The sequence below is a fragment of the Rhodococcus wratislaviensis genome (assembly GCF_900455735.1).
In the GTDB taxonomy this organism is placed as follows: domain Bacteria; phylum Actinomycetota; class Actinomycetes; order Mycobacteriales; family Mycobacteriaceae; genus Rhodococcus_F; species Rhodococcus_F wratislaviensis.
Window position 1 is genome coordinate 592,545 of sequence record NZ_UAUI01000001.1, and the last position, 26,296, is coordinate 618,840.

Annotated in this window: 5 protein-coding genes; 3 read left to right on the plus strand and 2 right to left on the minus strand. The window is 66.2% G+C overall.

The features are described 5' to 3' along the window. The first annotated feature begins 73 nt into the window (after positions 1 to 73). Entirely contained in the window at positions 74 to 664 is a 591-nt protein-coding gene (locus DTA22_RS02745) for a nitroreductase family deazaflavin-dependent oxidoreductase (protein WP_174233732.1), read from the plus strand. Positions 665 to 896: 232 nt separating this feature from the next. On the opposite strand, the gene DTA22_RS02750 is transcribed toward DTA22_RS02745, so the two are convergent. Both DTA22_RS02750 and DTA22_RS36005 read right to left on the minus strand, forming a co-directional pair. Further along, complete coding sequence (locus DTA22_RS02750; protein ID WP_112298426.1) at positions 897 to 2,438, minus strand: carboxylesterase/lipase family protein; 1,542 nt, start codon at positions 2,436 to 2,438, stop codon at positions 897 to 899. 136 nt (positions 2,439 to 2,574) lie between these two features. Continuing rightward, a complete protein-coding gene (locus tag DTA22_RS36005) occupies positions 2,575 to 2,856 on the minus strand; it encodes a GntR family transcriptional regulator (RefSeq protein WP_218027697.1) in 282 nt (93 codons plus the stop codon). Between the two features lie 661 nt (positions 2,857 to 3,517). On the opposite strand from DTA22_RS36005, the gene pabB reads away from it, so the two are divergent. Both pabB and DTA22_RS02765 read left to right on the plus strand, forming a co-directional pair. After that, positions 3,518 to 6,403, plus strand: coding sequence for an aminodeoxychorismate synthase component I (pabB, locus tag DTA22_RS02760; RefSeq protein ID WP_112298855.1), 2,886 nt, complete (start codon positions 3,518 to 3,520; stop codon positions 6,401 to 6,403). Continuing rightward, entirely contained in the window at positions 6,369 to 26,069 is a 19,701-nt protein-coding gene (locus DTA22_RS02765; RefSeq protein ID WP_115948511.1) for a non-ribosomal peptide synthase/polyketide synthase, read from the plus strand. Before pabB ends, DTA22_RS02765 begins: the two co-directional genes overlap by 35 nt. Positions 26,070 to 26,296: the final 227 nt, after the last annotated feature.

Genomic DNA, 26,296 nt, shown 5'->3' on the forward strand with positions numbered 1-26,296 from the left:
ATTAGCTGCGAGCGGCGCGGACGATCTGCGATGCTGGTCAGAAGTGACCGCGCGGGACACGAGAAGGCTCAAGATGACAGAAGCCCCGAGCAACGGCTCCACATCAGGTGACAAAGCGGTGTCCGTCCGTGCCGCCGCCATCCGAGCGGCGGCCACCACCCAAGCGCCGAAGCACAGGCAACTGCTGCAATCGGCCAAGGGTGGACGCATCCTCAGCACGATGATGCTCCGGGTCTTCGCTGTCTCGACACCCCCCGGGCACGGAGTACTCACTACCACTGGACGCAAGAGCGGCAAGCAGCGCCGCAACTACGTTCGCGCGATCCGGCGCCAAGACAAGGTGTACGTGGTGATGCTCCGCCCACCCGACCTGGCTATCGAGCGACCTCTGACCGTTTCATCCTGGGTGTGGAACATCCGCGGCAACCCGAACGTTCGCCTGCGACTGCGACGCCGAACATTCGTTGGCGTCGCGCGAGAAATCAGCGACCCGACCGAGCTGCAGCAGGCAAGAGACGCGATCTGCGAGACGGTTCACCTCGTGGACTTCGGCGAGTGCCGGCTTCATCTACGCGGGCGACCCTCCCGGGCCAAGATCAAGGATCTGCATCGCTATTGGTTCGACACCGGCATTCCACTCGTCATCGAACTCGCGGACCATTGAGGGCAGTAGGCATTCGCCCGCACCGAAGATAATGCACCTGCACACCGCTCCCCCGCAGTTGTTCGGGGCGGTCGCCGACACTGCAGGAGCTCCATGAGACGAACCTTCACCGCGACGAGTGCGCCCAGCAAATGCCGACAGTAGTCGGCGCTCGTCGCCTACATGGATCGCCCAGCGGGACAGCCGGACGCTCGACGTTCGGACGATCCGTCCCCGCCATCGTTCGACGGTCCTACATTCGTCGAGCGCCAAATTTGGGCGACGGGTTCCTGTGCTCGGCGTCCGTGGAACGTCCGGTTGTCGGGGTGGTGCGCGGGAGGTTCTCGGCGCCGATGTCGATGGGGGCGGTGTCCTCACAGAGGTGCGGATCGCCATCGAACACCATGGCTTTTCTGGTGTCACCGTAGCTGGGCCAGCCCGGAGTGCCGTGGGTTGCGAAGTCGATCCAGGTTCTGTGCATCGCGTAGGTGAGGGTGCCTGGCGCCGCGTCGCCGATGAGGCCGCGGCAGGCGTCGGCGGTGTCGAAGACGAAGGGGACGTCGAGGCCGTGCGCGGCGCCGTGGTGGGGTGCTCGCCACGCGAATTCATAGACGTAGCTGCGGCCAGGGTGGCGCAGCGCGGTGCGCCGGCTCGGGGATCGGAACAGCAGGTCCGTGTAGGCGGAGGTGAGGGCGTGTGCGGCGGTGACCGCCGGGTCGTGGAGGCCGTGACGGTCGAGGAGCGCCTCGGCGTCGGGATAGGTGGCGGCGAGCTCGGTGATGGCACGGTGGGCGTCGAAGCCCGCGAACTCGTCGGCACCGAGACCGAGGTTGGCTTCCTCGCGTGTGGTGCCGATGAGCAGAGCGACGTCGTGGGAGTGCGCGCTCGGGACTCCGATCGGGTCGGGCAGGACGTCGTCGCCGGTGGTGGGGAGGAACAGCGCGCGGCGGTGCCCAGGGTCGACACCGTTGGCGTCGCGCAGGTCTGGGCGGGGCTCGTTTCTGAGCAGAGCTGCCTGGGCACGGAACACCTCGGATTCCGGCATCGCTCGGAACGCGTCTGCCGTGGGGGGAATCGCGAGCCGCCGGGCGAGGGCATGCGTCAGCTTCTCGGTGAGTGCGAGGGGGCGGGCCATCTCGTCGTGTCCACTCTGGACGATCGCTCGTCGGAACAGGCCGGAGGCTTTCGGGGAGTGCAGCAGGAATGCGACCGAGGTGCCACCGGCCGATTCTCCGAAGACGGTGACGTTGTCGGGGTTCCCGCCGAATCCCGCGATGTTGTCGCGGACCCAGTGAAGTGCTGCGATCTGGTCGCGGAGCCCGATGTTCGTGCATCCACCGGACAGGGCCAGGAAGCCCTCCGTGCCGAGTCGGTAGTTGATGGTGACCAGGACGACGCCGTCGCGCGCGAACGCGGCCCCATCGAAGGCAGGGGCACTGCCCGAACCGATCATGAACCCACCGCCGTGGATGTAGACCATCACCGGCAGCCCACTGGTGCCCGGGTCGGGTGTCCAGACGTTGAGGTTGAGGTAGTGGCCGTCGCCGATGACCCATCCGGGCCCGGTCAGTGGCGCCAGATGCGTGTGTGCGGGGTGTAATCCCGGTTGCGGTGCGGTGGCACCGTACTCGGTGGCGTCCCGGGTGCCGTCCCATCGCTCTGTGGGGTGCGGGGGTGCAAAGCGGCGGTCGCCCTGAGGCGCCGCGGCGTACGGGACCCCGAGGAAGCGGGCGTCCCCGTCGGTGCGGGCACCCGAGATTTTCCCTGCACCGGTGCTGACGGTGAGAACGGTCATAAGGGCCTTTCGCGGCGGGGCGTTCCAACGGAGTCACGTCTGCTCTCAGCCTGCCATGGGCATCGACGTCCGGTCTGGAGTCGCGGCAGTCAAGTCGCGCCTGAGGTCGTGGTATACCTCGCGGGGATGAACCGTTTCAGGCAACCGAGGACGTCCTTCCTGGACAGGCCTTCGGCTCGTCGGCGTTCCACATACGCGGTCGTGCGAGACCTCGGATCGCCCCAGAGTGGGGACCTCGTCGCCGCACGTTGTCGACGTGCGACTCTGCTTCGAGTTGGCGAACCGCCTCCCGGAGGGGCACCCTGCTGACCCCCAATTCGTCCGCGAGGGAGTAGACGGACAGCTTCTCCCCGGGTTGAAGCACGCCGAGCACGATCCGGTCCCGGATCCGCTTCGTCGGCTGGACACCACTCCGCACACAGCCCGGAAGATCTGTGCGGGAGGCACAGAAGCAGCTGCAGTCGACGGCTGTTCCGCGAATTGTGGGGATTCCGGGATGTGATGTACCGGTGTACAAAACCGACCAATTGCTCTGTGGACCACTGCCGACTGGGCGACCTTGTTTCCACGGACTTTAGTGACTTAAGGTGGAGTGCGCGCAATCGCGCGGCGTGTCGGGGTCTGGGCTGGTTGCGTTGATAGACAGGCTAAATAGCCCTCCTAAGGATTGATCATGTCCACCAGGCCCACTGTCTCGACGATACAAGGACCCAGCTGTCCCCTGGCCGGCTCGTCACCAAGAATGCACGAGCGGGCATCGCCGGCACTCAGCAGCTAGTTTTCCTCAGGTCGGCGGAGCCTCGCGGCGGGGCCGAAGCATCGAGAGGTCTTGGTGGCAATCATCCCGCACCATCGCGGGCACGGGCGGACTTCACGGTATGGCGCCTCATCTCAAGAAGTCGGCCGATTCGCCTCCAGTCGGTGTATCACGCGAGCTCCCCGTGATGGAGGAGGGCGCCACCGGGGTACACGCTCAGACGAAAGCTCCTGCAATAAGTTCGAGGGACCTCATCAAGTCGTTGCACCGCCGAGAGACAACGCAGTGTCGCATCCCTCACGCGCCGAGAGCCGGGCAAACGATGTTTACCAAGACGTTGTTGATCGACAATTACGATTCCTTCACATACAACCTCTACAGCTTTCTCAGCGACGTCAACGGGTGCCCGCCGACGGTGGTGCGCAACGACGTCGACTGGCGTGCGATCGATCTGGTTGAGTTCGACAACATCGTGATCTCTCCGGGGCCCGGTCGTCCAGCAGTCGAACGCGACTTCGGCATCAGCTCGCTGGCCATTCTGCAGGGTGGGCTTCCCACACTAGGAGTGTGCCTCGGCCATCAGGGTTTATGCCAACTGTTCGGTGCGCGTGTCGTCCTGGCTCCAGAGCCGAGGCACGGTCGAAACTCAAAGATATTTCACGACCGAAGGGAATTGTTCGCGGGTCTCCCCTCGCCTCTGTCAGTCGTTCGGTACCACTCTCTCGCCGTCGAAGATCTCCCCGATGAGCTGGAGGCGACTGCATGGACATCCGACGGGGTCCTTATGGGGGTAAGGCACCGTCTGCGCCCGCTGTGGGGGTTGCAATTTCATCCGGAGTCGGTCTGCACCGATCATGGGCATGAACTCCTCGCCAACTTCCGTGACCTCACCCCGACCCGCCGGAAGGGATCCGTCCCGAAGCCACGACGAGGTCGGCCGCGGACCTTGTCGCCATACGTGGTCGAAACACGACGGATAGATCGTCGAGTCGACCCAAAGACGGTGTATGAGCACCTGTTCGCAGACGGCCCCAACAGTTTTTGGCTCGATGGCAGCGCCACAATGGAACCGGACGCCCGCTTCACCATCATGGGCGACGCATCTGGCCCACGCGCCGAGTACGTCACGTACGACGTTGCGGACGGCACCGTCCTGGTGCACCGTTCCGGCGTTCCGGCCGACAAACGACGCGTGCGATTCTTCGACTATCTCGACGAACAGTTGCGGATCCGCGCGGTCCCGCCATCGCCTGACCTGCCGTTCTCGTTCAATCTGGGCTACGTGGGCTACCTGGGTTACGAGTTGAAGGCCGAAGCCGACGGCAGTGCGCAACACTCCGCGGACACACCGGACGCGGCCCTGGTATTCGCCGACCGCGCAGTCGTGATCGACCACGTCGACGGCACCTGCTACCTACTGGCGCTCAGCGAGCACGCACACGAACCCGGAACCCGCGACTGGATGCGCCGTACGGCGCGGGTAATCAACCGGATGCCCGTCACAACCGACCATGCGCGTCCCGCGGAGCCACTCATCAGGTCGGCAGCAGACCCGCGCATGACGCTGCGCCACAACCGTGAAACCTACCTCGACAAGATCCGTACCTGTTTGGAAAACATTCGGGTCGGCGAGACGTACGAAGTGTGCTTGACGAACCACGCCCAGATCGATGTCGAGATTGACCCCGTCGAAACGTTCGCCTACCTCCGATCCATTACTCCAGTGCCCTACGCAGCACTCCTGAGGTTCGAGGCAGCGGACATACTCAGCGCCTCTCCCGAGAGGTTTCTGCGCGTGGGCGCCGATCGGGTCGTGGAATCCAAACCGATCAAGGGCACCCGGCCGCGGGGTGCAACCGCTGCGACGGACGACGCGCTCCGCCGGGACCTTCTGACGAGCGAGAAGGACCGGGCCGAGAACCTCATGATCGTCGACCTCGTGCGCAACGATCTCTCACGGGTCTGCACTCCCGGTTCGGTGCACGTACCGCGATTGTTCGACGTCGAAACCTACGCACCGGTCCATCAGCTCGTGTCGACGGTTCGGGGGACGCTGCGCGGTGACGCGACTGCGGTCGGGTGTGTGCGTGCCTGCTTCCCGGGTGGCTCGATGACCGGAGCACCGAAGATCCGCACCATGGAAATCATCGATCGGCTGGAGGAGGGGCCGCGAGGTGTGTACTCGGGCGCCCTCGGCTGGCTGTCGATCAACGGCACCGCCGACCTCAGCATCGTCATCCGAACAATGGTGTCCCGGAACGGGACAGTGAGCTTCGGGATCGGGGGCGCCATCGTCGCATTGTCCGACCCCGACGAAGAGTTTATCGAGACCCTGGTCAAGGCGGCCGCCATGCGCAGGGCCCTCACGATCAGCGCCGGCAGATCGCACGCCCTCGCCCACCACGTTGGTCCGCGGACCTCGAGTGACACCATCGATCGAGCCGGGCGACGACTCTCGCGGGCCGAAGTGGGCGGTGTAGGGGTGTGGGTCTGCCCTGGTGTCCCGGCGCCCAGGGCCAATGCCGAACTTGTACTTGCCGAGGCCCTCGCCGATATTTCACATGTCACCACTCCGGTGGTCGTGGACCTGTGCACCGGTTCGGGAGCAATCGCCTTGGCGATCGCGCATGCCCGAGCCGATGCCGGTGTACACGCCGTGGATGTGGATCCGACAGCCCTGAACGTGGCGCGACGCAACATCGAACGTCAGATCCGCCTCGGCGAGCGCCCGATCGTGCTTCACGAAACCGCCGTCACCGCGCACAATCTACTGTCCGACCTCGACGGAACGGCCGATCTGGTCCTCGCTCGTCCACCGTGCATTCCCGGGGACGAAGACCTTCCCTCACCACGCGGCGAGTACCACCGGCAGGCCTCAGTCGGTGGTACAGATGGGCTGAGGCTCGCCCGGCAAACCATTGTTGCGGCGGCACGGCTCCTGCACGCGGGCGGCAACCTCGTCGTCGAGCACCGACCCGACCACTACACGACAGTGCTCGCACTACTCGACGAGAACAAGTTCTTCTCTAACGTGGCAACACATTTCGACCAAGCGGGAGAAGCGATCTACACCACATGCGCGCGGACCTCCATGCAGCCCCAGCACACCGAGGTCGGGCCCGAGCCCAACCCTTGGACGCCTCCTGGCGCAAAGAGCAGATCGGAGAAGAGTCGTGGACGCCGTCCCGCCACTGGTTCCAGGAGTTGAAAAGCGCTCGGGGACCTGCCTTCCGTCGGAGGCATGCCGGTTATCTGCCGCGCAGAAGGGAATCTGGTTCGCCCAGCAACTGGCCGGCGAGCTCCCGATCACGATCGCGCAGTCCGTCGAGGTCTTCGGCGAGTTGGATATCGATTTGCTCGAGACGACCAGCCGCGTGGCCGCCAGGGAGTTCGGTTCGGGGTTCCTACGCCTGGTCGATCACGACGGTGAGCTGTATCAACTTATCGACGATACTTCCGACAGCGGGATCCGGCGAGTCGACCTTCGCGCGGAGGACGACCCGAACCTCGCCGCGCAGCGGTGGATGCGCCGCGAATTCAGCACCCCGATAGACCTCCTCCACGGTGCGCTCGCCGTCTCGGCAATACTCCGAGTCGGCGACCGGCACTACCACTGGTACTCACGCATTCACCACATCGCGCTCGATGGCTACGGCGCCATGAATCTGGTGCAGCGTATTGCCGAGTTGTATACGGCCGCAGTAGCCGGTGTCGAAGCCCCGCCGCTCCGCGTGCTGGACCTCGCGCAGATCGTTGAAATCGATGCTGCCTACCGGAACTCGGATCGCTTCGATGCGGATCGGCGGTACTGGGTGGAACGGACCAAGGGACTGCCGGAGCCTGCCAGCCTGGCCGGGCGGTCGGCGCCCGTCGAGGCGCATCCACGAGTGACCAGCGCGGCCTTGTCACACGACGTAGCCACAATGCTCGACTCGGTTGTCGCGAAGCACAACTCGAGTGCGGCGCCAGTCTTGGTCGCTGCTCTTGCTGGCTTCCTGTGCGGGATGACAGGGAGATCGGACATCGTACTCAGTCTGCCGGTTTCGGCCCGAACGACCGCACCGCTGCGACGCTCAGGTGGGATGGTGGCCAATGTCGTACCGCTCCAACTCGAGGTGGGCGCGGACGTGACGATCGGGACACTGATCAAGTCCGCCCAGCTCGAGTTGACCGGGGCGCTGCGGCGGCAGCGGTACCGGCGTGAGGACATCTGCCGCGATCTCGGCAGGGACATCAGCCGCAATCGCTCGTTTGGACCGACTCTCAACATCATGCCGGTCGACCGAGAGATCCGGCTGGGCCCCCACCTCGGCCGACTGCACGTATTGACCTCCGGGCTCGTCGACGATCTCTTCGTCAACATCTACCCGAGCGTGGGCGGCACTACGACACACATCGACTTCCAGGCCAACCCGAGCCTGTATGACGACGACGTTCTCAAACGTCATCACCACCGCTTGTTGTCCTTTCTCGAACGATTCCTTTCTGCCGATGCGGGGAGTCGGGTCGGTGACATCGACCTCCTCGACGCCGACGAACGACGGAACCTGCTCGACCGCACCGGCGGCCCTGAACACCCGGCAACGACACTGCCACAACTGCTCGCCACCGCCGCAGCACACGACCGCACCGCACCAGCGGTGACATACGGAGACCACCACCTGTCCTACGAACAACTCGACACCGCCTCCTCCCAGCTGGCACGAATCCTGATCGCCGAAGGCATCGGCACCGAAGACACCGTCGCCATCGCACTCCCCCGCTCCCCCGACGCGATCCTCGCAGTCTGGGCAACCACCAAAACCGGTGCCGCGTTCCTCCCCATCGACCCGAACTACCCGAAAGACCGCATCACCCACATGCTCTCGGACTCCCGAGCCGCACTCGGATTGACCACCACCCAACACACCACCACCCTGCCCGGACCACTGCCGTGGCTCCTCATCGACACCCCCGACTTCGAAACCCGCTGCAACACCATGGATTCAGGACCGATCACCGACACCGACCGACTCCGACCCCTGCACACCACCAACACCGCCTACCTGCTCTACACCTCCGGCTCCACCGGCACCCCCAAAGGCGTCGCCGTCACCCACCAAGGGCTCGCCAACCTCGCCGCCGAACAACGCGAACGATTCACCATCACCCCCGACTCCCGCACCCTGGCCGTGGCCTCACCGAGCTTCGACGCCTCGGTCTTCGAACTGCTCCTCGCCGCCGGATCCGGCGCCACCATGGTCATCGCCCCACCCACCGTCTTCGGCGGCGACGAACTCACCCACCTCCTCCACACCACCCACGTCACCCACGCCGTGATCACACCGGCCGCACTCGCCACGATGGACCCCACCCACCTCCACACCCTGCACACCGTCCTCTCCGCCGGCGAGGCCTGCACCCCCGACCTGCTCACCCGCTGGGCCACACCCACCGACACCTCCCACACCCCCCGCCGCTTCTTCAACGGCTACGGCCCCACCGAAACCACCGTGATGAGCAACTGCAGCGGAGCACTGCCACCCGGCGGCCCGATCACCATCGGCGGCCCGATCCGCGGCACCCACGCCTACGTCCTCGACGACCGACTCCGCCCCGTCCCCATCGGCGTCACCGCAGAACTGCACCTGGCCGGAATCCAACTCGCCCGCGGATACCACAGCCGACCCGCACTGACCGCCGAACGCTTTATCGCCAACCCCTACGGCCCACCCGGCCAACGCATGTACCGCACCGGCGACCTCGTCCGCTGGCACCCCGACGGCACCCTCGAATACCTCGGCCGCCGCGACCTCCAAGTCAAAATCCGCGGCCACCGCATCGAACTCGGCGAAATCGAAGCCACCCTGACGGCGGATCCCGACGTAACCCAGGCTGTCGCCGCGGTGCACCACGATCCCCGCACCGGGGACCGGCTCGTCGGCTACGTCGTCTCACGTGACGGCGCCCACCTCGACCCGGATCGTGTCCGCGCGATGGTCGCGGACCGCCTCCCCGACTACATGGTGCCCTCGCCGATAACCGTGCTGGATCGGTTGCCGTTGACGGCCAGTGGGAAGGTGGATCGGCGGGCGTTGCCGGCACCGGTATTGCCGGTGCCACAGTACCGGGCGCCGATGACGGCGGCAGAGGGGGTCGTTGCCGGGGTGTTCGCCGACGTCCTCGGCGTCGATCGCGTCGGGGTCGACGAGTCGTTCTTCGCTCTCGGTGGCGACAGCATCGTCGCGATTCAGTTGGTCTCACGCGCGAAAGCCCGGGGCGTGGTGTTCTCCTCACGCGATGTATTCGAGCGCAGGACTGTTGGCGGCTTGGCTGAAGTCGCGCAGCGTCCCGAGGACTCCGGCCCGCCGGTGGTGCTCGAGGAGTTGCCGGGCGGCGGTATCGGGTGGATGCCGCTGACCCCGGTCGCGCGGGCGCTGATCGAGCGCGGTGGCGGCTTCGGTCGATTCTCGCAACACATGGTGGTGGAGTTGCCGCCCGGAATTGACCGCGGTGGGTTGGTGGCGACGGCCGCGGCCGTGCTCGCGCACCACGACATGTTCCGCTCGCGACTGGTCGGCGACGAGCGCGGCTGGGGTCTGGAAGTCGGTGGGTCGGATGCCGTCGATGTGGACGGCCTTGTTCGTCGGGTGGAGGTCACCGCCGATCTCGACGAGGAAGCCGCGGCGGCGTTGGCGTCGGCGCAACTGGATGCGGCGTTGGGGCGGTTGGCGCCGACGACGGGCGTGATGGTGCAGTTCGTGTGGCTCGATTTCCGGTCGGGATGCAGCACCGCCCAACGGCCGGGCTGGTTGCTGATCGCCGCGCACCACCTGGTGATCGACGGGGTGTCGTGGCGGATCATCCTGCCGGACCTGGCCTCCGCATGGGCGCAGGTGACCGCTGGGCACACCCCGGTGTTGGATCCCGTCGGAACGTCGATGCGCCGGTGGGCGCACGCGTTGGTCGAGGAGGCGTCGACCCCGGCGCGGCTGGCGGAGTTGCCGATGTGGCAGACGCTGTTGCAGGCGCCCGACCCGGTATTGGGCCTCCGCCCGTTCAACGCGGCAATCGATGTGGGATCCACCCTCGACCGGGTCGAGGTGCGCATACCGGCGCCGGTGACGGCGTCACTGCTGACGACCGTGCCGACACTGTTCCACGGCGGCGTCGAGGACGGACTGCTGGCGGCATTGGCGTTGGCCGTCTGCCGGTGGCGGCGCGCGCGGCAGGTCTTCGAATCCTCGACACTGATCCAACTCGAGGGACACGGCCGCCAGGAGCAGATTGCCGCGGGAGCGGATCTGTCTCGGACGGTGGGATGGTTCACCACCGTGTTTCCGGTGCGTCTGGATATCGGGGCCGCTGACCTCGACGAGGCCTTCGCCGGGGGCGCCGCGGCCGGCCTGGCGGTCAAGTCGATCAAGGAGCAGCTCAGATCTTTACCGGACAGGGGTATCGGCTTCGGGCTGCTGCGCCACCTGAATCGGGACACAGCCGAGCAGTTACGGTCGCTGCCGGTCGGCCAGATCAGCTTCAACTACCTCGGCCGGGTGCCCGGCGGTGGTGTGCCGAACGAGATGCCGGGGGCGCAGTGGTCACCGTGTCGCCGTCTCGGCGACATCGCCGCGCCGGGAGATGCCGACCTGCCGGCGAACGGCGTCGTCGACATCAATGCGATCGTCACCGACGACGGCGAGGGTCCGGTACTGGGCGCCACGTTCACATTCCCGACGGGTGCAATCGCGCGGACCGATGTGCAGGACTTGACGGAACAATGGTGTGCGGCGCTCGCCGCGCTCGCCACCCATGCGCAGACCCCCGACGCCGGCGGGCTGACACCGTCGGATCTACCGTTGATCACCGCACGTCAATCGGACATCGACCGCTGGGAAGCGGCGTATCCGGCCGTCACGGACGTGTGGCCCCTGACGCCGCTGCAGTCGGGTCTGCTGTTCCACGCGCTGTTGGCCGCCTCATCGGTCGACGTGTACTCGATGCAGGTCGTATTCACCCTCACCGGCCGGGTGGACACCACCCGGCTGCATGCGGCAGCACAGGCGGTACTGAATCGGCACCCGAACCTGCGGGTGGCGTTCGTCGAGGCAGCCGACGGCATACCCGTCCAGCTGGTACTCGACAAGCTGCCGGTGCCATGGTCCGAGGTCGATCTACGCCAAATCGACGACACCACTCGCCCGGACACGTTGACGCGACTGCTGGCCGACGATCAAGCCACCCACTTCGACCTGACCGCACCGCCGCTGATCCGATTCACACTGGTCACGGTCGCCGAGGACCGATACGAGCTGGTCGTCGCCAACCACCACATCCTGCTCGACGGCTGGTCCATGCCACTACTGATGACGGACATGCTCGCACTCTATGCCGCCGGCGACGAACCGTCGGCGTTGCCTCCCGCCCGCCCGTATCGCAATTATCTCGAATGGCGCACCGAACAAGACGAGGCAGCGTCGCGGCAGGCCTGGGCGGCGGCGCTCGAGGGTGTCGAGGGCCCGACCCTGCTCGCCCCCGCCGACCCGGGCCGAGAGATCTCCTCCCGGGCCGGTGACGTAACCGCCGATCTCGGCGAGCACAAAACACGTGCCCTGTCCGAGTTGGCCGCCCGACTCGATGTCACCGTCAACACGGTGATGCAGGCGGCCTGGGGAATTCTGCTGATGCGGATGACCGGCCGCGACGACACCGTCTTCGGCAGCACCGTGTCAGGACGGCCACCCCAGCTCGCAGGCGTGGAATCGATGATCGGACTATTCATCAACACGGTGCCGGTCAGGGTGCGGGCGGACCCCGACGAGTCGATCACCCAACTGCTGACGCGGATGCACCGTGAACAAACCGACCTGCTCGACCACCACTACCTCGGGCTCACCGACATCCAGCAATCCGCCGGCACAACCGACGCCCTGTTCGACACCCTGACGGTGTTCGAATCGTATCCCGTCGAACACGCCGCACTCACCGAACAGGCCGCCGCACTCGACGGCATCACCCTCACCGGTATCAGCGCCAACGACAACACCCACTACCCCCTCGCCCTGAAAATCACCGCCGACACCCAAATCCGACTAACCCTGACCTACCTCCACGACCTGTTCGACGAACCATACGTCCAAGCCCTGCTCAACCGATACCTACGCGCCCTCGAAGCCATCATCGCCGATCCCGACAGCCCAGTCGGCGACCTCGACCTCCTCGACCCCGACGAAAAACGGCACCTGCTCGACCGCACCGGCGGCCCCGAACACCCGGCAACGACACTGCCACAACTGCTCGCCACCGCCGCAGCACACGACCGCACCGCACCAGCGGTGACATACGGAGACCACCACCTGTCCTACGAACAACTCGACACCGCCTCCTCCCAGCTGGCACGAATCCTGATCGCCGAAGGCATCGGCACCGAAGACACCGTCGCCATCGCACTCCCCCGCTCCCCCGACGCGATCCTCGCAGTCTGGGCAACCACCAAAACCGGTGCCGCGTTCCTCCCCATCGACCCGAACTACCCGAAAAACCGCATCACCCACATGCTCTCGGACTCCCGAGCCGCACTCGGATTGACCACCACCCAACACACCACCACCCTGCCCGGACCACTGCCGTGGCTCCTCATCGACACCCCCGACTTCGAAACCCGCTGCAACACCATGGATTCAGGACCGATCACCGACACCGACCGACTCCGACCCCTGCACACCACCAACACCGCCTACCTGCTCTACACCTCCGGCTCCACCGGCACCCCCAAAGGCGTCGCCGTCACCCACCAAGGGCTCGCCAACCTCGCCGCCGAACAACGCGAACGATTCACCATCACCCCCGACTCCCGCACCCTGGCCGTGGCCTCACCGAGCTTCGACGCCTCGGTCTTCGAACTGCTCCTCGCCGCCGGATCCGGCGCCACCATGGTCATCGCCCCACCCACCGTCTTCGGCGGCGACGAACTCACCCACCTCCTCCACACCACCCACGTCACCCACGCCGTGATCACACCGGCCGCACTCGCCACGATGGACCCCACCCACCTCCACACCCTGCACACCGTCCTCTCCGCCGGCGAGGCCTGCACCCCCGACCTGCTCACCCGCTGGGCCACACCCACCGACACCTCCCACACCCCCCGCCGCTTCTTCAACGGCTACGGCCCCACCGAAACCACCGTGATGAGCAACTGCAGCGGAGCACTGCCACCCGGCGGCCCGATCACCATCGGCGGCCCGATCCGCGGCACCCACGCCTACGTCCTCGACGACCGACTCCGCCCCGTCCCCACCGGCGTCACCGCAGAACTGCACCTGGCCGGAATCCAACTCGCCCGCGGATACCACAGCCGACCCGCACTGACCGCCGAACGCTTTATCGCCAACCCCTACGGCCCACCCGGCCAACGCATGTACCGCACCGGCGACCTCGTCCGCTGGCACCCCGACGGCACCCTCGAATACCTCGGCCGCCGCGACCTCCAAGTCAAAATCCGCGGCCACCGCATCGAACTCGGCGAAATCGAAGCCACCCTCACCACCCACCCCGACATCACCCACGCCGCGGTGACGGTGCACAAGGGCCCCGTCACCGAGCAATTGGTCGCCTATGTGGTGCCGACCCCAGGTGCCCACGTCGACCCCACCACGATTCACACCTTCGCCGCCGACCACCTCCCCGACTACATGGTGCCCACCCACATCACCATCCTCGACGCACTACCCCTGACCACCAACGGCAAGATCGACCGCCGCGCACTCCCCGCACCCGTACTACCGACACCCCGGTTCCGGCCACCGGCCACCGCCGTGGAGGGGGTCGTTGCCGGGGTGTTCGCCGACGTCCTCGGCCGCGAGCGGGTCGGACTCGACGACGACTTCTTCACCCTCGGCGGCAACTCGCTGCTTGCGACGCAGGTGGTGTCGCGGCTGGGTGTGGCGATGGATGCGCGGGTACCGATGCGGGTGCTGTTCGAGGCGTCGTCGGTGCAGGCACTGTCGACGTGGCTCGCCTCCCGGGCGACTGCGGATGCACGCACACCGCTGCTGCCGCGGCCCCGACCCGAACACATCCCACTATCGTATGCGCAGCAACGCATCTGGTTCCTCAACCGGTTCGACCCACACTCACCGGTCTACACCATCCCATTCGCCGTGCGCCTGTCGGGAACAATGGACACCGCCGCACTGCTGGCAGCGATCGCCGACCTCGTGGACCGGCACGAGACCCTCCGGACGATCTACCCCGAATCCGAGGCCGGCCCGCACCAAGTGATCGTCCCACCAGCCGAGGTCAGTGGCGGATTCGCCACCGCCGCGGTGACCGAGAACGAGCTCGCCGCACGACTGCTGTCGATGGCCTCCACCGAGTTCGACGTCACCACATCGGTGCCGGTACGGGCCGCCCTGTTCGAGACAGCCGACAACGAACACGTGCTCGCCGTGGTGCTGCACCACATCTGCGCCGACGGCTCCTCGATCGCCCCGCTGGCCCGGGACCTCATGGCCGCCTACACGGCCCGAACCGGCGGACACACGCCATCGTGGCCACCACTGGCGGTGCAGTACGCCGACTACACCCTATGGCAACGCGAACTACTCGGCTCCGACGACGACCCCAACTCGGTGCTCGCGCAACAGCTGACCTACTGGCGTTCCACACTCGACGGTCTACCCGAACAGCTCGAACTGCCCGGGAACCGAACGCCGCCCGCCGTCACCCACCGTGGACGAACACACACGTTCACCATCGACGCACGCACCCACCGCGCGGCAGCCGAACTCGCACGACAACACACCGCGACCGTGTTCATGGTGGTGCACACCGCGTTCGCGTTATTCCTGGCCCGGATGTCGGGCACCACGGACATCATCATCGGCACCCCGGTCGCCGGCCGCGGCGACCCGGCCCTCGACGATCTGGTCGGCATGTTCGTCAACACCCTCGCACTGCGAACCCCGGTCGACGGCGCCAGCAGCTTCACCCAACTGCTCACGACGGTGCGAGAAACCGACCTGGCCGCATTCGAGCACGCCGACGTGCCGTTCGAACGGGTGGTACAGGCCCTCAACCCGGCACGATCGACCACCCGACACCCACTGTTCCAGGTGATGCTCGTCTTCCAGAACCAAGAACCCCCGAAGCTCGAACTGGCGGGACTGACCGCCCACATCGAGGACATCGACCACACCGCCACCCAGTTCGACCTCACGCTGACGGTGAGTGAACGCGTCGATCGCGATGGTGCCGCTCGTGGTCTGACCGCCGCGCTCACTTACGCACAGGACCTGTTCGACGAGGACACCGTCCGCGGATTCGCAGAACAGTTCACCCGACTCCTCGAGGCAGTGGTCGCCGATCCGGACAGCCCGGTCGGCGACCTCGACCTCCTCGACGCCGACGAACGACGGAACCTGCTCGACCGCACCGGCGGCCCTGAACACCCGGCAACGACACTGCCACAACTGCTCGCCACCGCCGCAGCACACGACCGCACCGCACCAGCGGTGACATACGGAGACCACCACCTGTCCTACGAACAACTCGACACCGCCTCCTCCCAGCTGGCACGAATCCTGATCGCCGAAGGCATCGGCACCGAAGACACCGTCGCCATCGCACTCCCCCGCTCCCCCGACGCGATCCTCGCAGTCTGGGCAACCACCAAAACCGGTGCCGCGTTCCTCCCCATCGACCCGAACTACCCGAAAGACCGCATCACCCACATGCTCTCGGACTCCCGAGCCGCACTCGGATTGACCACCACCCAACACACCACCACCCTGCCCGGACCACTGCCGTGGCTCCTCATCGACACCCCCGACTTCGAAACCCGCTGCAACACCATGGATTCAGGACCGATCACCGACACCGACCGACTCCGACCCCTGCACACCACCAACACCGCCTACCTGCTCTACACCTCCGGCTCCACCGGCACCCCCAAAGGCGTCGCCGTCACCCACCAAGGGCTCGCCAACCTCGCCGCCGAACAACGCGAACGATTCACCATCACCCCCGACTCCCGCACCCTGGCCGTGGCCTCACCGAGCTTCGACGCCTCGGTCTTCGAACTGCTCCTCGCCGCCGGATCCGGCGCCACCATGGTCATCGCCCCACCCACCGTCTTCGGCGGCGACGAACTCACCCACCTCCTCCACACCACCCACGTCACCCACGCCGTGATCACACCGGCCGCACTCGCCACGATGGACCCCACCCACCTCCACACCCTGCACACCGTCCTCTCCGCCGGCGAGGCCTGCACCCCCGACCTGCTCACCCGCTGGGCCACACCCACCGACACCTCCCACACCCCCCGCCGCTTCTTCAACGGCTACGGCCCCACCGAAACCACCGTGATGAGCAACTGCAGCGGAGCACTGCCACCCGGCGGCCCGATCACCATCGGCGGCCCGATCCGCGGCACCCACGCCTACGTCCTCGACGACCGACTCCGCCCCGTCCCCATCGGCGTCACCGCAGAACTGCACCTGGCCGGAATCCAACTCGCCCGCGGATACCACAGCCGACCCGCACTGACCGCCGAACGCTTTATCGCCAACCCCTACGGCCCACCCGGCCAACGCATGTACCGCACCGGCGACCTCGTCCGCTGGCACCCCGACGGCACCCTCGAATACCTCGGCCGCCGCGACCTCCAAGTCAAAATCCGCGGCCACCGCATCGAACTCGGCGAAATCGAAGCCACCCTGACGGCGGATCCCGACGTAACCCAGGCTGTCGCCGCGGTGCACCACGATCCCCGCACCGGGGACCGGCTCGTCGGCTACGTCGTCTCACGTGACGGCGCCCACCTCGACCCGGATCGTGTCCGCGCGATGGTCGCGGACCGCCTCCCCGACTACATGGTGCCCTCGCCGATAACCGTGCTGGATCGGTTGCCGTTGACGGCCAGTGGGAAGGTGGATCGGCGGGCGTTGCCGGCACCGGTATTGCCGGTGCCACAGTACCGGGCGCCGATGACGGCGGCAGAGGGGGTCGTTGCCGGGGTGTTCGCCGACGTCCTCGGCGTCGATCGCGTCGGGGTCGACGAGTCGTTCTTCGCTCTCGGTGGCGACAGCATCGTCGCGATTCAGTTGGTCTCACGCGCGAAAGCCCGGGGCGTGGTGTTCTCCTCACGCGATGTATTCGAGCGCAGGACTGTTGGCGGCTTGGCTGAAGTCGCGCAGCGTCCCGAGGACTCCGGCCCGCCGGTGGTGCTCGAGGAGTTGCCGGGCGGCGGTATCGGGTGGATGCCGCTGACCCCGGTCGCGCGGGCGCTGATCGAGCGCGGTGGCGGCTTCGGTCGATTCTCGCAACACATGGTGGTGGAGTTGCCGCCCGGAATTGACCGCGGTGGGTTGGTGGCGACGGCCGCGGCCGTGCTCGCGCACCACGACATGTTCCGCTCGCGACTGGTCGGCGACGAGCGCGGCTGGGGTCTGGAAGTCGGTGGGTCGGATGCCGTCGATGTGGACGGCCTTGTTCGTCGGGTGGAGGTCACCGCCGATCTCGACGAGGAAGCCGCGGCGGCGTTGGCGTCGGCGCAACTGGATGCGGCGTTGGGGCGGTTGGCGCCGACGACGGGCGTGATGGTGCAGTTCGTGTGGCTCGATTTCCGGTCGGGATGCAGCACCGCCCAACGGCCGGGCTGGTTGCTGATCGCCGCGCACCACCTGGTGATCGACGGGGTGTCGTGGCGGATCATCCTGCCGGACCTGGCCTCCGCATGGGCGCAGGTGACCGCTGGGCACACCCCGGTGTTGGATCCCGTCGGAACGTCGATGCGCCGGTGGGCGCACGCGTTGGTCGAGGAGGCGTCGACCCCGGCGCGGCTGGCGGAGTTGCCGATGTGGCAGACGCTGTTGCAGGCGCCCGACCCGGTATTGGGCCTCCGCCCGTTCAACGCGGCAATCGATGTGGGATCCACCCTCGACCGGGTCGAGGTGCGCATACCGGCGCCGGTGACGGCGTCACTGCTGACGACCGTGCCGACACTGTTCCACGGCGGCGTCGAGGACGGACTGCTGGCGGCATTGGCGTTGGCCGTCTGCCGGTGGCGGCGCGCGCGGCAGGTCTTCGAATCCTCGACACTGATCCAACTCGAGGGACACGGCCGCCAGGAGCAGATTGCCGCGGGAGCGGATCTGTCTCGGACGGTGGGATGGTTCACCACCGTGTTTCCGGTGCGTCTGGATATCGGGGCCGCTGACCTCGACGAGGCCTTCGCCGGGGGCGCCGCGGCCGGCCTGGCGGTCAAGTCGATCAAGGAGCAGCTCAGATCTTTACCGGACAGGGGTATCGGCTTCGGGCTGCTGCGCCACCTGAATCGGGACACAGCCGAGCAGTTACGGTCGCTGCCGGTCGGCCAGATCAGCTTCAACTACCTCGGCCGGGTGCCCGGCGGTGGTGTGCCGAACGAGATGCCGGGGGCGCAGTGGTCACCGTGTCGCCGTCTCGGCGACATCGCCGCTCCGGGAGATGCCGACCTGCCGGCGAACGGCGTCGTCGACATCAATGCGATCGTCACCGACGACGGCGAGGGTCCGGTACTGGGCGCCACGTTCACATTCCCGACGGGTGCAATCGCGCGGACCGATGTGCAGGACTTGACGGAACAATGGTGTGCGGCGCTCGCCGCGCTCGCCACCCATGCGCAGACCCCCGACGCCGGCGGGCTGACACCGTCGGATCTACCGTTGATCACCGCACGTCAATCGGACATCGACCGCTGGGAAGCGGCGTATCCGGCCGTCACGGACGTGTGGCCCCTGACGCCGCTGCAGTCGGGTCTGCTGTTCCACGCGCTGTTGGCCGCCTCATCGGTCGACGTGTACTCGATGCAGGTCGTATTCACCCTCACCGGCCGGGTGGACACCACCCGGCTGCATGCGGCAGCACAGGCGGTACTGGATCGGCACCCGAACCTGCGGGTGGCGTTCGTCGAGGCAGCCGACGGCATACCCGTCCAGCTGGTACTCGACAAGGTGCCGGTGCCATGGTCCGAGGTCGATCTACGCCAAGTCGACGACACCACTCGCCCGGACACGTTGACGCGACTGCTGGCCGACGATCAAGCCACCCACTTCGACCTGACCGCACCGCCGTTGATCCGATTCACACTGGTCACGGTCGCCGAGGACCGATACGAGCTGGTCGTCGCCAACCACCACATCCTGCTCGACGGCTGGTCCATGCCACTACTGATGACGGACATGCTCGCACTCTATGCCGCCGGCGACGAGCCGTCGGCGTTGCCTCCCGCCCGCCCGTATCGCAATTATCTCGAATGGCGCACCGAACAAGACGAGGCAGCGTCGCGGCAGGCCTGGGCGGCGGCGCTCGAGGGTGTCGAGGGCCCGACCCTGCTCGCCCCCGCCGACCCGGGCCGAGAGATCTCCTCCCGGGCCGGTGACGTAACCGCCGATCTCGGCGAGCACAAAACACGTGCCCTGTCCGAGTTGGCCGCCCGACTCGATGTCACCGTCAACACGGTGATGCAGGCGGCCTGGGGAATTCTGCTGATGCGGATGACCGGCCGCGACGACACCGTCTTCGGCAGCACCGTGTCAGGACGGCCACCCCAGCTCGCAGGCGTGGAATCGATGATCGGACTATTCATCAACACGGTGCCGGTCAGGGTGCGGGCGGACCCCGACGAGTCGATCACCCAACTGCTGACGCGGATGCACCGTGAACAAACCGACCTGCTCGACCACCACTACCTCGGGCTCACCGACATCCAGCAATCCGCCGGCACAACCGACGCCCTCTTCGACACCCTGACGGTGTTCGAATCGTATCCCGTCGAACACGCCGCACTCACCGAACAAGCCGCCGCACTCGACGGCATCACCCTCACCGGTATCACCGCCAACGACAACACCCACTACCCCCTCGCCCTGAAAATCACCGCCGACACCCAAATCCGACTAACCCTGACCTACCTCCACGACCTGTTCGACGAACCATACGTCCAATCCCTGCTCAACCGATACCTACGCGCCCTCGAAGCCATCATCGCCGATCCCGACAGCCCAGTCGGCGACATCGACCTCCTCGACCCCACCGAAAAACAGCTGATCCTCGAGGACTGGAACCACACCGATCATGCGACAACCACCGACACACTGGTGTCGATGTTCGGTGCGCAGGTGGCGCGCACACCCGACGCGCCCGCGGTGGTGGACGGAAACCGAACACTGTCCTACGCCGAGTTCGATGTACGCGTCAACCGTCTCGCCCGACACCTGATCACCCAGAGTGTGGGCCCGGAAACCATCGTGGCACTACGGATGCGCCGCTCCCTCGACTTCATCGTCGGCGTCTACGCGACCCTCACCGCCGGTGCAGCGTATCTGCCCATCGACCCCGACCACCCAGCCGAGCGCACACACTTCATTCTCGCAGTGGCACAACCAACCTGCATTCTGACCACCACCCACGACGACCAAGACGACCTGCCCGACCCGGTACCGGTCCTCCACATCGACACCATGGATCTGTCACCGATGTCCGCGGCGCCGGTGACCGACGCGGACCGCCTCGCACCACTTCGCCCGCAGAACATGGCGTACGTGATGTTCACCTCGGGATCGACCGGCCGGCCGAAGGGGGTGACCGTGGCGCACAGCGCAATCGTCAACGAGGTGCAGTGGGTTGCGTTAGATTACGGCTTCGGTGACCGTCTCCTGCAGAGCAACGCGGTGACCTTCGACGCGTCGACCCCCGATCTCTTCGCACCGCTGCAGGTCGGGGGCTGCGTGGTCTTGGCAGGGCCCGACGGCCAACGCGACCCCGACTACCTCGCCGAACTCATCCGCACCCAAGCGATTACCCACATGTCCTCGGTGCCGACGGTACTGACCGCCCTGATGGCCAGCCGATCACCCGACGTCCTCCGCGGCGTGCGGGTGATCTACCTCGGCGGTGAAACACTGTCCGGGCACACGGTCGCGCGGTTGGCGGAGTTCGGTCCGGCAACGGTGTGGAACCAGTACGGGCCCACCGAAACCACCGTCAGCGTCATCTGCCACCGCTGCACCCAGCACGAACAGAGAGTGGTACCCATCGGCACACCCCAGATCAACTGCCACGCCTACGTGCTGGATCATCGCTTGCATCCGGTACCGGTGGCGGTGGTGGGCGAGTTGTATGTGTCCGGGGTCCAGCTGGCCCGCGGATACCACAGCCGGCCCGCACTGACCGCCGAACGGTTCGTCGCCAACCCCTACGGCCCACCCGGCCAACGCATGTACCGCACCGGCGACCTCGTCCGCTGGCACCCCGACGGCACCCTCGAATACCTCGGCCGCCGCGACCTCCAAGTCAAAATCCGCGGCCACCGCATCGAACTCGGCGAAATCGAAGCCACCCTGACGGCGGATCCCGACGTAACCCAGGCTGTCGCCGCGGTGCACCACGATCCCCACACCGGGGACCGGCTCGTCGGCTACGTCGTCTCACGTGACGGCGCCCACCTCGACCCGGATCGTGTCCGCGCGATGGTCGCGGACCGCCTCCCCGACTACATGGTGCCCTCGCCGATAACCGTGCTGGATCGGTTGCCGTTGACGGCCAGTGGGAAGGTGGATCGGCGGGCGTTGCCGGCACCGGTATTGCCGGTGCCACAGTACCGGGCGCCGATGACGGCGGAGGAGGGGGTCGTTGCCGGGGTGTTCGCCGACGTCCTCGGCCGCGAGCGGGTCGGACTCGACGACGACTTCTTCACCCTGGGCGGCAACTCGCTGCTTGCGACGCAGGTGGTGTCGCGGCTGGGTGTGGCGATGGATGCGCGGGTACCGATGCGGGTGCTGTTCGAGGCGTCGTCGGTGCAGGCACTGTCGACGTGGCTCGCCTCCCGGGCCGCTGCGGACGCACACACACCGCTGCTGCCCCGGCCCCGACCCGAACACATCCCGCTATCGTATGCACAGCAACGCATCTGGTTCCTCAACCGGTTCGACCCACACTCACCGGTCTACACCATCCCATTCGCCGTGCGCCTCTCGGGAACAATCGACACCGCCGCACTGCTGGCAGCGATCGCCGACCTCGTCAACCGGCACGAGACCCTCCGGACGATCTACCCCGAATCCGAGGCCGGCCCGCACCAAGTGATCGTCCCACCAGCCGAGGTCAGTGGCGGATTCGCCACCGCCGCGGTGACCGAGAACGAGCTCGCCGCACGACTGCTGTCGATGGCCTCCACCGAGTTCGACGTCACCACATCGGTGCCGGTACGGGCCGCCCTGTTCGAGACAGCCGACAACGAACACGTGCTCGCCGTGGTGCTGCACCACATCTGCGCCGACGGCTCCTCGATCGCCCCGCTGGCCCGGGACCTCATGGCCGCCTACACGGCCCGAACCGGCGGACACACGCCATCGTGGCCACCACTGGCGGTGCAGTACGCCGACTACACCCTATGGCAACGCGAACTACTCGGCTCCGACGACGACCCCAACTCGGTGCTCGCGCAACAGCTGACCTACTGGCGTTCCACACTCGACGGTCTACCCGAACAGCTCGAACTGCCCGGGAACCGAACGCCGCCCGCCGTCACCCACCGTGGACGAACACACACGTTCACCATCGACGCACGCACCCACCGCGCGGCAGCCGAACTCGCACGACAACACACCGCGACCGTGTTCATGGTGGTGCACACCGCGTTCGCGATATTCCTGGCCCGGATGTCGGGCACCACTGACATCATCATCGGCACCCCCGTCGCCGGCCGCGGCGACCCGGCACTCGACGATCTGGTCGGCATGTTCGTCAACACCCTCGCACTGCGAACCCCGGTCGACGGCGCCAGCAGCTTCACCCAACTGCTCACGACGGTGCGAGAAACCGACCTGGCCGCATTCGAGCACGCCGACGTGCCGTTCGAACGGGTGGTCCAGGCCCTCAACCCGGCACGATCGACCACCCGACACCCACTGTTCCAGGTGATGCTCGTCTTCCAGAACCAAGAACCCCCGAAGCTCGAACTGGCGGGACTGACCGCCCACATCGAGGACATCGACCACACCGCCACCCAGTTCGACCTCACGCTGGTGGTGAGTGAACGCGTCGATCGCGATGGTGCCGCTCGAGGATTGACCGCCGCGCTCACTTACGCACAGGACCTGTTCGACGAGGACACCGTCCACGGATTCGCAGACCGGTTCACCCGACTCCTCGAGGCAGCGGTGGCCGATCCCGATCGCCCGGTCGGCGACATCGACCTCCTCGACCCCACCGAAAAACAGCTGATCCTCGAGGACTGGAACCACACCGATCATGCGACAACCACCGACACACTGGTGTCGATGTTCGTAGCGCAGGTGGCGCGCACACCCGACGCGCCCGCGGTGGTGGACGGAAACCGAACACTGTCCTACGCCGAGTTCGATGCCCGCGTCAACCGTCTCGCCCGACACCTGATCACCCAGAGTGTGGGCCCGGAAACCATCGTGGCACTACGGATGCGCCGCTCCCTCGACTTCATCGTCGGCGTCTACGCGACCCTCACCGCCGGTGCAGCGTATCTGCCCATCGACCCCGACCACCCAGCCGAGCGCACACACTTCATTCTCGCAGTGGCACAACCAACCTGCATTCTGACCACCACCCACGACGACCAAGACGACCTGCCCGACCCGGTACCGGTCCTCCACATCGACACCATCGATCTGTCACCGATGTCCGCGGCGCCGGTGACCGACGCGGACCGCCTCGCACCACTACGCCCGCAGAACACGGCGTACGTGATGTTCACCTCGGGATCGACCGGCCGGCCGAAGGGGGTGACCGTGGCGCACAGCGCGATCGTCAACGAGGCTCAGTGGGTGGTCGAGGCGTTCGATCACCGTGCCGGTGATCGTCTTCTGCAGAGCAACGCGGTGACCTTCGACGCGTCGACCCCCGATCTCTTCGCACCGCTGCAGGTCGGGGGCTGCGTGGTCTTGGCAGGGCCCGACGGCCAACGCGACCCCGACTACCTCGCCGAACTCATCCGGGCACAGAAGGTCACTCACGTGGCGTCGGTGCCGACGGTACTGACCGCCCTGATGGCCAGCCGATCACCCGACGTCCTCCGCGGCGTGCGGGTGGTCTACCTCGGCGGTGAAACGCTGTCCGGGCAGACGGTCGCACGGTTGGCGGAGTTCGGTCCGGCAACGGTATGGAACCAGTACGGGCCCACCGAAACCACCGTCAGCGTCATCTGCCACCGCTGCACCCAGCACGAAGAGTCGGTGGTGCCCATCGGCACACCCCAGATCAACTGCCACGCCTACGTGCTGGACCACCGCTTGCATCCAGTACCGGTGGCAGTGGTGGGCGAGTTGTATGTGTCCGGGGTACAGCTGGCCCGCGGATACCACAGCCGGCCCGCACTGACCGCCGAACGGTTTATCGCCAACCCCTACGGCCCACCCGGCGAACGCATGTACCGCACCGGCGACCTCGTCCGCTGGCACCCCGACGGCACCCTCGAATACCTCGGCCGCCGCGACCTCCAAGTCAAAATCCGCGGCCACCGCATCGAACTCGGCGAAATCGAAGCCACCCTCACCACCCACCCCGACATCACCCACGCCGCAGTGACAGTCCACCACGACCACCACACCGGCGACCGACTCGTCGGCTACGTCGTCCCCCGCGACCACACCCCCCTCGACCCCACCACAATCCACACCTTCGCCGCCGACCACCTCCCCGACTACATGGTGCCCACCCCCATCACCATCCTCGACGCACTACCCCTGACCACCAACGGCAAGATCGACCGCCGCGCACTACCCGCACCAGCGCCGTTGAAGCGACAGTTCCGGCCGCCGGCCACCCCCACCGAACAGACCATCGCCGACGTCTTCGCCGACGTCCTCAGCATCGACCGAGTCGGACTCGACGACGACTTCTTCACCCTCGGCGGCAACTCGCTGCTCGCCATCCAGGTCAGTGCGCGGCTGCGCGAGGCTCTCGACGTCGAGATGCAAGTGACATGGCTCTTCACTGGAGCCACGGTGGAAGCGATCGCCAGTAGAGTCGAGGCGGTCTCCGACGGGTCTACACTTATTGTGCCGACCGGACCTTCGGCATTCGACGTCCTGTTCCCGATCGCATCAGTTGGGGATTCCGACCCGATCTTTTGCATACACCCGGCTAGCGGATTGGCCTGGTGCTACGCAGGTTTGGGTCGATACACCGAACCGAGACGGCGAATCTACGGGCTGCAATCCCCCGAACTCGTCGAAGACGACCCGCATCCCCGTTCGATCGAACAGTTGGCGGAGCACTACGTCCGGGAGATCCAGGCCGTGCAACCAGATGGGCCATATCACCTGCTCGGCTGGTCCTTGGGCGGAGTTATTGCCCACGCCGTAGCCACACGATTTCGCCTTCTCGGGAAGGAGGTCTCGATGCTGGCGATGCTGGACAGCTTTTTCCGCGAAGCGGATTCGACTGCAAACCAGGAATTCACTGTTGAAGACATCCTGGTCGAGCTAGCCGATCTGTTTGGATTCGGTGCCGAAGACTTCGATGCCGCGGGGGAAACCATGTCGGCTGAACAAGCGACCGAATTGATTCATTTGCGAACCGGGTCATTCGAGTTTCTCCAGCCATCACACGTGAAGCGGATCGTCGAATCCTTCAATGACGCGCCCCGGTTGGTCGCCGACTACCACCCCGCCGTGTTCGACGGAGACATGGTTTTCTTCGCCGCCGCAGCTGACGATATGACTCGGGAGGTTGCCGAAAGTTGCTGGCAACCATACATAACTGGTTCAATCGACTACTATCCCATCGATGCCACCCATATTCGTATGACCACGCCACGAGCTTTGGCGGACATTGCACGAGTTCTCAACACCTACCTCGTCGACGCTGCCGGTTAGTTGCGGTTCGACATCGGTGAGCGCCGCTCTGCCGGGTTGGTTAGCACGCCCATCAGGAGCGGGAGGTGATCGGGCGCCAGGATCAGGAAATCCACCACTATCTCGTACAAGAGCGACTGCGTAGATCTCAGCGAGCATTTGAAACCGTCAGGTTCGGGCGCGCCGCCTGATCATGGTCGCGATCATCGCGATGTCAACCATCGCTTTGCCAACGAAGCCACCGTAGG

What these genes read in the sequence shown, in the direction of transcription:
- DTA22_RS02745 (WP_174233732.1), top strand. Translation starts at nt 74, where the DNA reads ATGACAGAAGCCCCGAGCAACGGCTCCACATCAGGTGACAAAGCGGTG.
- DTA22_RS02750 (WP_112298426.1), bottom strand. Translation starts at nt 2,438, where the DNA reads ATGACCGTTCTCACCGTCAGCACCGGTGCAGGGAAAATCTCGGGTGCC.
- pabB (WP_112298855.1), top strand. Translation starts at nt 3,518, where the DNA reads ATGTTTACCAAGACGTTGTTGATCGACAATTACGATTCCTTCACATAC.